This window comes from Aliagarivorans taiwanensis DSM 22990 (assembly GCF_000429505.1).
Classification (GTDB): Bacteria; Pseudomonadota; Gammaproteobacteria; order Enterobacterales; family Celerinatantimonadaceae; genus Aliagarivorans; species Aliagarivorans taiwanensis.
This window is the reverse complement of the sequence record NZ_AUBZ01000064.1, coordinates 1-9781: the sequence shown is the minus strand read 5'-3', so window position 1 is coordinate 9781 and position 9781 is coordinate 1. Positions and strand designations below refer to the sequence as shown.

The following is a 9781-nucleotide window of genomic DNA, read 5'->3' as shown; positions in this document are numbered from 1 at the left end:
GGCGAAGGTTAACTGGTGAGTCATGGATGCACGTCCTTGTTGATATCCTTATGCCTATGATCTCACATCAGGGACTTAATCGCACCTTCCCTAGCGGTGAGCAGCAACTGTATATCGACAACCCACCGCACATTCAGCGCTACCATGTGCAAAACATCCAAGCGCAGCTGTTCTCAGGTATACCACACCCATCCACTGGTGTTAGCGCTACTCATACCGCATGGGTGATGGAGCAGATACTTAAGGGTGCGGATTAAAGCTCGTTTAAGGCGCGGGAAGGAACTGGAGCTGCACAAGTTGCAGCGCAAACGGCCCTGGCTGCTTATCAGCAATCAATAGCCCCACCTGATTTATCGCTTCAGCTTTGAGTGAGGGCGCATCGCTAATAAGCCTGCCACGAAATGTGGCTTGGAAGTCTCTGAGTATGAAGCGTTTGCTGTGGCGCTGCCCTTGAACGGTGGCAAACTCATGTTTGTAACGGACCAACTCACCGTCGAGCATCGTTGTAAAACGTAACTGATAGCGGCGTCCATCGCCGATAAATACCAGCTCGACCCGGTCAATGGCCGCGGGAAGGTTCGCAATGGGGCGGTTGACCGAACTAAAGCCTCCATTGTTTCTGAACGATAGCTCCCCCGAGAACAAACTCCAGCGGCCATTAAACGACAATCCGCCTTGGGAGAGTCCACCCATCACTCCGTCATTGGTAGCACGCCATTGATGGTGTTCGTCAGGTGCGGATAAGTCGATCATCAGGCTTCCTGCTGTAACCGGGTGAGCAAGCGATAGTGCAGTAAAGGCCAGGAAACATGCGCGCTTAAATATGTTCATGACATAGGTTCACTGGCGGTCAGTGCCAGGCAGCGCTCGACCAACTCATTGTAGCTGGCGGGCTTGTCATACTCGATTTTCAGCGAGCCGTGGAACATCAGCGTGACCGTGACATCTTTATAGCCGAGCCAGCAGGTGTAGCCGTCGAAGTCGTGCCATGCACTTAGCCCGTCTAGTTGGTACTTAGACTGGCGCTTGGTGCCATTAGAGCTGACAAGGTCAAACACGCGTAGAAAATCTCTGATGGTGAGTCTGCTGTCCATAGATGGCTCCTGCTTGGTTGGGCCAACACGCGCCCTGATTGGTCGATTTCACCTGTTTAGCTACGTGTGGGTGTTCCTCCTCGATCAATATGGCGTGCCTCTGATACCTTTTTGTGGGTTGATCAGCCAACGTGACACGCGCGTTTACTAGAGCGTCGACAAAAGCGTTCACAACGGAAATCACCGGCATGATCGCCTATCTTTGAAAAAAGAAGGTGTCTAGCAGGCTCGCTTACAAAGAACGCTCACTATAACGATTCATTACAAGCGCTCTGTTCTCGAATAACTACAAAAAGGAAGTTCTTATGGCTGATATCAACAAACTACTCGGTGGACTAATGGGCAGCGGCGCCGCAGGTGGCTTTGCCGGCGGTTTGGCAGGAGGGCTCGCCAGTGGGCTGCTCACCAGCAAGTCTGGCCGAAAAATGGGCAAGCAGGCCCTAAAACTTGGGGGCGTTGCCGCGGTGGGCGCACTTGCCTATAGCGCCTATCAGAAATACAGCGACAAAAGTGGCGCGGCGGCAAGCGGGCAGGCCCAGCCAGATGTAACTTATCGTCCGCAGCCTGCGCAACAAGCGGCTCACGCTACGTATTCCCCAGCAAATTCGGCGGGGCATACCGGCACGCTTACTCAGGCGCCCGCTGGCTCAGCCTTTATGCCAGCGGCAAATGATATCGCCGCTCAGGAGGCCTTGGGGCTTACCCTGATCCGCGCCATGATTGCTGCGGCGCGTTCCGACGGTCGGCTGGATGCCCAGGAGAGCCAAGCGATCTTCCAACGTATTGAAGCGCTCGGCTTAGATGCCGACACCCAGCGTGTGTTGGTGCAGGAGATGGGCCATCCGGTGGATATGGACGCTATTGTTGCCAGCGCCACCTGCCCAGAGGTCGCCGCAGAGATCTACGCCGCATCGCTGCTGGCCATCGAGGTCGACTCCGCCGCTGAGCGTGCCTATCTGTCGATGCTGGCAGCGCGCCTTAATCTGCCGCAAGGCTTGGTGAATGAAATAGAAGCCCAAATGGCGCAGTAGCCGCCATTCCCCTGTCGCTGTAGTAAGAGGCATGCAGCGACAGGGTTTGTACCTATCTCTTTATCTAACCCCTTATCGAACTCGGCCGCTGTTACTAGTCCCCTTACTAATTTGAATCCTGCATCTTGAGGTTGCTTGGGTATAAGCCACTGATGGATATGGACAAAACCAAATGATAGAGTGAGCACTATTTCGTCTGGACTGAAACCTCGGGCGGCAAGTTAGCCCTGTTCGTGCGCTGCAATCTAAGGAAGGACTCACATGCTCTACTATGTTGCTGCTCTGCTGTTGGTGTTTATCGGCGTTGCCCACTCCTACTTAGGCGAGCGCTACCTACTGATCCGGCTGTTTCGGCGCGACAACCTCCCAAAGCTCTACGGCGGCCAAACCTTCACTAAAAACACCCTACGTTTTGCTTGGCATGTCACCACGATTGCGTGGTGGGGCTTTGCTGCCATCTTGGTTCACTTATCCCAAGGGCCGTTAAGCGCTCATGTCATAGCGGGCATTATTGGTATTACCTTTTTGCTGCATGCGCTGGTTTCCTTAGTGGGGGCCAAAGGTAAGCATCTGTCTTGGCTGTTTTTTATTGCTATCGGTGTCTTGGCCTTGCTGGCATCGACTCGCTAGTACGCGCCCAGTAACGCCGTTTTTAACGATTGCTTTTAACTATTGTTTTCAACGCTCTATTTTTAAAAACTAAATCATTATGACGACATTTAATATCACGCCGATTTCCCTCGACCAAGCCACCGCGATCCAATCCAAGATCGACCTTAAAACAAAGCCGCTCGGAGCGCTGGGTAAGCTCGAATCCATCGCTTTTCAGCTGTGCTGTATTCAAGACACCTTAGCGCCCACCCTTAGCCAGCCGACCCTTATCGTATTCGCCGCTGACCATGGCATCGCCAAAGATGGGCTAGTGAATCCCTTTCCTCAGGAAGTCACCTTTCAGATGGTGATGAACTTTCTGCAGGGTGGGGCGGCGATCAACGTGTTTGCCAGACAGCACGGTATCGCACTCAAGGTGGTCGATGCGGGTGTGAACTATGATTTTGGCCAGGTCGATGGCTTGATTGACGGCAAGATCGCCTTGGGTACACACAACTATCTAGAGCAGGCTGCCATGAGCCGCTCGCAATGTGAGGCTGCTATCGACAAGGGCGCCCAGATTGCCGAAGCGACGCTTCAGGAGGGCTGTAACTGTATCGGCTTTGGTGAGATGGGGATAGGCAATACCTCTGCTTCAGCGCTGCTGATGAGCGCCATCTGCCAGTTGCCGATTGACCAATGTGTGGGCAAGGGTACTGGCGTGGTTGGCGCCCAATACCAGCAAAAGCTAGATACGCTGGCGAAGGTACAGGAGATACACCGCGATGTTGATAGCGATGACCCCATCGCGCTGCTGGCCACCTTTGGCGGCTTTGAGATCGCTCAAATCTGTGGCGGCATGCTTAAAGCCGCGGAGATGAAGGCGACTATCTTGGTGGACGGCTTTATTACCACTGCGGCGCTGCTGGTGGCACAGCGCATCAATCCCTTGGTGCTCGATTACGTAATTTGCACCCATCAGTCCGAAGAGAGCGGGCATAAAGCCATGCTCGAGCACATGGGCAAAGTGGCGCTTATCGATATCGGCATGCGACTTGGCGAGGGTAGTGGCGCGGCGGTGGCGTATCCCATCGTTGAGTCCGCCTGCGCCTTTATCAATCAGATGGCCAGCTTCGACTCAGCCGCCGTTAGCCAGCCCGATGAGTAGCAGCGGCAATGTATAGAGAGTTCAATATCTTCTGCGCGGCGCTGATGTTCTACACGCGCATCCCGTGCCCGCCGGGGGCCCAGTTCGATCCGGCTTACAACCAGCAAAGTGCCCGCTACTTTACCCTGATTGGCTGGATAGTCGGGGCTATCGCCGCCTTGACGTTTTATGTGAGCAACCTGCTGTTTAGCAGCGATATCGCCTTGGTACTTAGCTTTATCGTTGGCGCGCGATTGACTGGCGGCTTTCACGAAGATGGCCTGGCCGATGTGTGCGACGGCTTTGGCGGCGGCTGGAGCAAGGAGCGGATCATGGTCATCATGAAAGACTCTACGCTGGGCACCTTTGGTGTGCTGGGTCTTATCCTGATTACCTTGCTGAAGTTCGTTAGCCTCAAAGAGTTTGCCGCGGCAGAGATCCCATTGATGATTATCGCCGGACATGTACTTAGCCGCTTTACCGCTGCACGGATGCTGGCCCGTGGTCGCTATGTGCAGGAGAAGAATCAAGCCAAGGCGGGGAGTGCCGCCGACAAGCTACCACTCTCCTCACTGCTGGCCAATGCGGTAATGGGCCTGAGCGCATTCTTGCTGTTCGACTCGCCCTATGTGTTGCTCGCCCTGATCCCCTTGTTGCTGACTGAAGCCTCGCTGTTCCGCTTTTTTAGCAAATGGATTGGCGGTTATACCGGCGACTGTGCCGGTGCGGTGCAGCAGGTTTCAGAAGTAGTGTTTTACTTGAGTGTTATCGCGCTATGGAAGTTTATCTAGTCAGGCATACCACCCCGAAGGTGGAGAAGGGCGTCTGCTATGGGCAGAGCGATCTGGATGTGGCCGACTCCTTTACCGACGAGGTTCAAGCGATTGTTAGCAACACACCCGAGCTTCGCCAGATTGACGCTATCTACGCTAGCCCCTTGCGGCGTTGTAAGCGGCTGGCGCAACAGTTAACAACTGACTTTATCGCGTTCGATGAGCGGCTAAAAGAGCTGAACTTCGGCGACTGGGAGCTAAGGCGCTGGAACGATATTCCAGAATATGAATACCGCGACTGGGGCAACGATTATGTGAATGTACGCTGCCCGGGCGGCGAGTCCTTTGTCGACCTGTATCAACGGGTCAGCGCCTTTAAAACCGACCTGCTCGCGAGCGGCCTTAAGCGTGCGGTTATCGTTACCCACTGCGGCGTGATCAGAGCGTTTTTGAGTATCGCGCATAACACCGAGCTTAAGGATGCCTTTAGCTACCAGTTCGAATATGGTCAGGTGGTTCGGGTGAGCCTTTAATTACCCGCGTTAGCTTTTAATCAAAAGAAAAGTCACAACGACTAGGGGCATGCGCGAAATCAAGTACGTAACATCACTTGATGACTCTTTGCAGCGAGATCACAGTTTCTCACTCGCTAGGGGGGCTTTAAGTCTGCAAAAACACGCACCCTTAATTAGCAAAATTCTATTATAACAATGGCATAGGACAATTAGTGGCGTTTAAGAAACAATTAAACGCCTTAAAGCGCCTAATCTTACTAATGCGCTGTTGCTAACCTGATCCGCAACATTCCAATAGGCATCAGGACGATGACATGCAAGTGAAAGATAGCTATGAGCAGTTTGTGAACGCGGCCGCCGAGTTCATCCCCAGCGATAGGTTGATCACTGATTATTTCCGCTCACTTGCCTATGGCACCGACGCCAGCTTCTACCGTTTAGTTCCCAAGGTGATTGTGCAGGTCGCCAATGAAGGCGAGGTGATCCGCTTGATGGCGCTAGCCTCTGCCGTGGGCCTGCCGATTACCTTCCGCGCCTCGGGAACCAGCCTCTCGGGTCAGGCGCTGAGCGATTCGATTTTGCTCTCCTTAACGCCGGATTGGAAAGACTATGAAATACTCGAAGGTGGCGCCAAGATCCGCATGCAATGCGGCGTGCTAGGGGGCGATGCCAACCGCTATCTGGCACCGCTTCACTATCAGCTCGCACCCATGCCGGCCTCTATCGATGCGGCAAGCATTGGTGGTATCGCGATTAACAATGCCGCGGGCATGAACTCGATGGATACCTACGGGGTGATGGAGTCGGCGCGCATTGTCTTGCTCGATGGAACGGTTCTCGATACTGGCTCCGAGGCCAGCCGCAGTATGTTCAAGCGTACTCACGCCGATTTGCTCGCCGGTGTTGCCGAACTCTCCGAGCAGATGCGCAGCCACAAGGCGCTTAGCCAGCGGGTTGCCCGCAAGTACCAAATCAAAAACACCACCGGCTATGGGCTGCGCTCTTTGATTGAGTGGGACGACCCCATCGACATCATCGCCCATTTGCTGATTGGCTCTGAGGGCACACTGGGCTTTATCTCGGAGATCACCCATAACACCATCAAAAAGTACCCGCTTAAAGCCTCGGCGTTTTTGGTGTTCCCTGATATCCGCACCGCCAGCGAAGCGGTGATGCGCTTTAAGCTCAACGACACACCGGTGTCTGCAGCCGAGATGATTGACTACTACGCGCTCAAAGTGGTGCAGCATATGGACGGGGTGCCTGAGTTTGTCGCCAATTTGCCGCAAGGCGCGACGGCGATCTTGGTGCAAACCGAGGCAGAGATGCTGTCGGTGCTAAAGGGGCAGATCCACACCATCTTGGGCGAGGTCCACGACTTGCCGCTGGTGGTGCCAGCCAGCTTTACCGATAAGCCTTCTGAGTATCAGGCTTACTGGAATATCCGCAAAGGGATCTTCCCCGCAGTGGGAGCCACTCGGCCCAAGGGCACCACCGCGCTTATCGAAGATGTCGCTTTCCATATCGAAAGCCTGGCAGATGCCTTAACCGACCTGCAGCAGCTTATGCAGCAGTTTGGCTACGACGATGGGGTTATCTACGGCCATGCCCTCGATGGCAACCTGCACTTTATCTTCTCCCAAGGCTTTGGCAGCAGCGAGGAGGTGGCACGCTACGAGCGCTTTATGGAGGCAGTGTGCGATATCGTGGTGAACAAGTACGATGGCTCGCTCAAGGCCGAGCATGGCACGGGCCGCAATATGGCGCCGTTTGTGCGCCGCGAGTGGGGCGAGGAAGCCTACGGCTACATGCTTAAAATCAAAGCCCTGTTCGACCCGCAAGGGCTCCTAAACCCCGATGTGATGATTACCGATAATCCCAAGCTGCATATCAGTAATCTCAAGCCCATGGAGGCAGTCAGCGATATCGTCGACCAATGTATTGAGTGTGGCTTTTGTGAGCGCATGTGCCCCTCTCGAGCGCTCACCCTTAGCCCGCGCCAGCGGATCATTGGCAAGCGAGAGCTGGCCTTGCTCGACGGCGAGAACAAAAAAGCCTTCGCCGACAAATACGATTATATGGCGATCGATACCTGTGCTGGCTGTGGGCTGTGTTCAACGGTGTGCCCGGTGGGGATCAACACCGGCGACTTGGTCCGGCAGCTACGCCATGACCGCAACCGGGATAAGGAAGGGGTGTCGGAGTGGATTGCCGACAACTTCAACATCGTCACCAAGGCTGCAAAAACCGCCTTTGGCGCGGCCAATGTTAGCCATGGCGTGCTTGGCAGCAAGGCGATGGGCGCGCTTACCAGTGGTATGCGTAAGGCATCGGGCAAACGTGTGGGTCACTGGACGCCGTCTATGCCGACTCCGGCGGCGCAGCTTATTCCGGTCAATCAGTACATCGAGAACAGCGAACCCGCAGCCAGCCCGCTTAAGGTGGTATATCTGCCAAGCTGCTCCAGCCGCACCATGGGGCCAGCGCGAGGCGCAGAGCAGCAGGCCACACTGTTCGAGAAAACCGAAAGCCTACTGCGTAAAGCCGGCTTTGAGGTGATCTATCCCAAGGGCTTAAAAGACCAATGTTGTGGTTTGCCGTTTAAGAGCAAGGGCATGTTTAATCAGGCAGATGCAAAGGCCAGCCAGACCATAGAGATGTTGCTCGAAGCCAGTAACAACGGCGAGATCCCCATCTACTGCGATACCAGCCCCTGCTTGATGCAGCTAAAAGAGCACCCCCATCCCAAGCTTAAACTTTATGAACCGGTGGAGTTTATCCACGAGTACGTGATGGATAAGTTGGAGTTCGAGCCCACCGACGACAAGGTCGCCTTGCACATTACCTGCTCGGCGCGGCGGATGGGGCTAGAGCAGAAGATTGTCGAACTGATGAACGCCTGCAGTACCAACGTGGTTGTCCCTGACCAAATCACCTGCTGTGGCTTTGCCGGCGATAAAGGCTTTACCACCCCAGAGCTTAACGAGTCGGCACTGCGCACCTTATCCGGTCAGGTGGAAGGCTGCAGCAGTGGTTATTCCACCAGTCGTACCTGTGAGATTGGCCTTAGCCATCACTCGGGTATCGATTATCAGTCGATTGTGTACTTGGTGGACCAGTGTACCCGCTAGCGCAAGTTGCTTCGGATGAGTGTCGGCAGTAGCTGTGATTGGCAAAGTGTGGGGCGGGTGCAGGAAATCGCTCGGGCTATCTCTTAAGCTTATTGCAACAAACTCAAACACTGTTGCAATAAGCGTGGTTTATGCTCAAACATAGCGACGATTTTCTGATCTTCTACCACCTCATCGAGCAAGGCTCTTTTAGCAAAGCCGCCGAGCAGGTTGGTTTAACCAAGTCGGTGATTAGCAAACGCATTACCCGCTTAGAGCAGGAGCTGGGCGTGCAGCTAATCTACCGCACCACCCGCAAGCTGGCGCTTAGCGAAGCCGGCGAGGTGTTCTACAAGCATGCGCGTGAGGTGGCCAACTCGGTTAACAATGCGATGGAGGAGCTGCAGGGGCTTAACGATAGCTTGTCAGGCTCTATCAAGATTACGGTACCGACCATCTCCGGTGAGCTGGTGCTCCCACAGGCCATTGCCGACTTCAGCAAAGCCTACCCCAAGGTTCATGTGCATATGGACTTAGAAAACCGCTTTGTCGACCTGATTGAGGAGGGCTACGACATGGCGATCCGCACCGGGGTGCTGCCCGATTCCAGTTATATTGCTCGCCGCTTGGTAGATGTGCACTGGGTGATATGCGCCGCACCTGAGTACTTAAAAGAGCAAGGCCTGCCGCGCTCACCGCAGGACTTACTTAAACACAACTGCTTGGGCTACTCGTTTCAGGAGACCGGTGCCTATGAGTGGCTGTTTAAGGGCGAGCAGGGTAGCTACACCCTGAATGTGGCGGGAAACTTTTGCACCAATAACGCCTCTGCGCTGCGCAAGGCGGCCTTGTATGGCCAAGGCTTGGTGTATGTGCCCAAGATCTTAGTCGCCGAGGATTTAGCGGCAGGCCGGCTGATTGAAGTATTGAACGATCAGGTGGGCAAAAGCTTAGGCATCTATGCCGTTTATCCTTACACCAAACATGTGCCCCGCAAAACCAAGCTGCTGATTGAGCATATCCATAAGTATTACAATTTGCCCGATGTGCCTGCCCAGCGAGGTGAGCGTCAGCGTGTCGCTGCTTTGCAGCGCCTTGACAGCGGTTATAAGGGTATCGAGGCGCTTTTTGTGCAGCTCAGGGCAGTTCTGATAAAGCGCTTGATATACAATTTGTAGTGGTCAAGTTAAATTGGCCACGGTTTTGTATTCAAGCCAGTACCTTCGCTCTGACTCATTGGGTGTCAGCCCGCCGTTATATTGATGCGGCCTGAGCTGACTGTAATACCCCGTTACGTATCGTGATATTTCACTCTGTGCCTCACTGATACTGCGATAGCCGGTCATCGGTATCCATTCTGTTTTTAAACTTCTGAAGAAGCGTTCCATCGGGCTATTATCCCAACAGTTACCGCGTCGACTCATGCTCTGTTTTATCTGGTAACGCCAGAGCTGTTGGCGAAAGCGTCGGCTGGTATAGTGGCTTCCTTGGTCACTATGGAACATCAAGTCTTTCGGTTT

The 9781-nt window shown here is 54.2% G+C and carries 9 protein-coding genes and 3 pseudogenes; 8 read left to right on the top strand and 4 right to left on the bottom strand.

The window, feature by feature from the left end; genetic code table 11:
• A pseudogene (locus G462_RS0119730) lies at positions 1-257 on the top strand (hypothetical protein); the annotation flags it as partial.
• A gap of 7 nt (positions 258-264) precedes the next feature.
• Here G462_RS0119730 and G462_RS0119725 read toward each other — a convergent pair.
• Together G462_RS0119725 and G462_RS0119720 are read right to left on the bottom strand one after the other, a co-directional pair.
• Positions 265-831 (bottom strand): CIA30 family protein, encoded by a 567-nt coding sequence (locus G462_RS0119725; protein WP_084405149.1) that lies wholly within the window; start codon positions 829-831, stop codon positions 265-267.
• Entirely contained in the window at positions 828-1094 is a 267-nt protein-coding gene (locus G462_RS0119720; RefSeq protein WP_026960508.1) for a DUF3081 domain-containing protein, read from the bottom strand. Before G462_RS0119720 ends, G462_RS0119725 begins: the two co-directional genes overlap by 4 nt.
• 305 nt (positions 1095-1399) lie before the next feature.
• Here G462_RS0119720 and G462_RS23520 point away from each other — a divergent pair, with 305 nt between their 5' ends.
• From G462_RS23520 to G462_RS23515, 7 genes and pseudogenes are all read left to right on the top strand, one after another.
• Positions 1400-2125: a tellurite resistance TerB family protein gene (locus G462_RS23520; RefSeq protein ID WP_035478480.1), complete on the top strand. Its 726-nt coding sequence runs from the start codon at positions 1400-1402 to the stop codon at positions 2123-2125.
• Between the two features lie 261 nt (positions 2126-2386).
• Positions 2387-2755: a hypothetical protein gene (locus tag G462_RS0119710; RefSeq protein WP_026960507.1), complete on the top strand. Its 369-nt coding sequence runs from the start codon at positions 2387-2389 to the stop codon at positions 2753-2755.
• A gap of 79 nt (positions 2756-2834) precedes the next feature.
• The gene (gene cobT, locus G462_RS0119705; protein WP_026960506.1) at positions 2835-3884 is read left to right on the top strand and encodes a nicotinate-nucleotide--dimethylbenzimidazole phosphoribosyltransferase; all 1050 of its coding nucleotides are present in this window, start codon (positions 2835-2837) and stop codon (positions 3882-3884) included.
• An 8-nt stretch (positions 3885-3892) separates the two neighbouring features.
• Entirely contained in the window at positions 3893-4654 is a 762-nt protein-coding gene (cobS, locus tag G462_RS0119700) for an adenosylcobinamide-GDP ribazoletransferase (RefSeq protein ID WP_026960505.1), read from the top strand.
• Entirely contained in the window at positions 4639-5169 is a 531-nt protein-coding gene (gene cobC, locus G462_RS0119695) for an alpha-ribazole phosphatase (protein ID WP_026960504.1), read from the top strand. Before cobS ends, cobC begins: the two co-directional genes overlap by 16 nt.
• A 296-nt stretch (positions 5170-5465) precedes the next feature.
• Positions 5466-8282 (top strand): FAD-binding and (Fe-S)-binding domain-containing protein, encoded by a 2817-nt coding sequence (locus G462_RS0119690; protein WP_026960503.1) that lies wholly within the window; start codon positions 5466-5468, stop codon positions 8280-8282.
• 131 nt (positions 8283-8413) lie between these two features.
• Positions 8414-9295, top strand: a pseudogene (locus G462_RS23515) (LysR family transcriptional regulator); the annotation flags it as partial.
• Between the two features lie 9 nt (positions 9296-9304).
• Here G462_RS23515 and G462_RS25015 read toward each other — a convergent pair.
• Both G462_RS25015 and G462_RS24405 read right to left on the bottom strand, forming a co-directional pair.
• Positions 9305-9433 (bottom strand): annotated as a pseudogene (locus tag G462_RS25015) (IS4 family transposase); the annotation flags it as partial.
• A gap of 9 nt (positions 9434-9442) precedes the next feature.
• Positions 9443-9781 (bottom strand): integrase core domain-containing protein (locus G462_RS24405; RefSeq protein WP_157378585.1); only part of this gene is annotated, 339 nt, incomplete at its 5' end.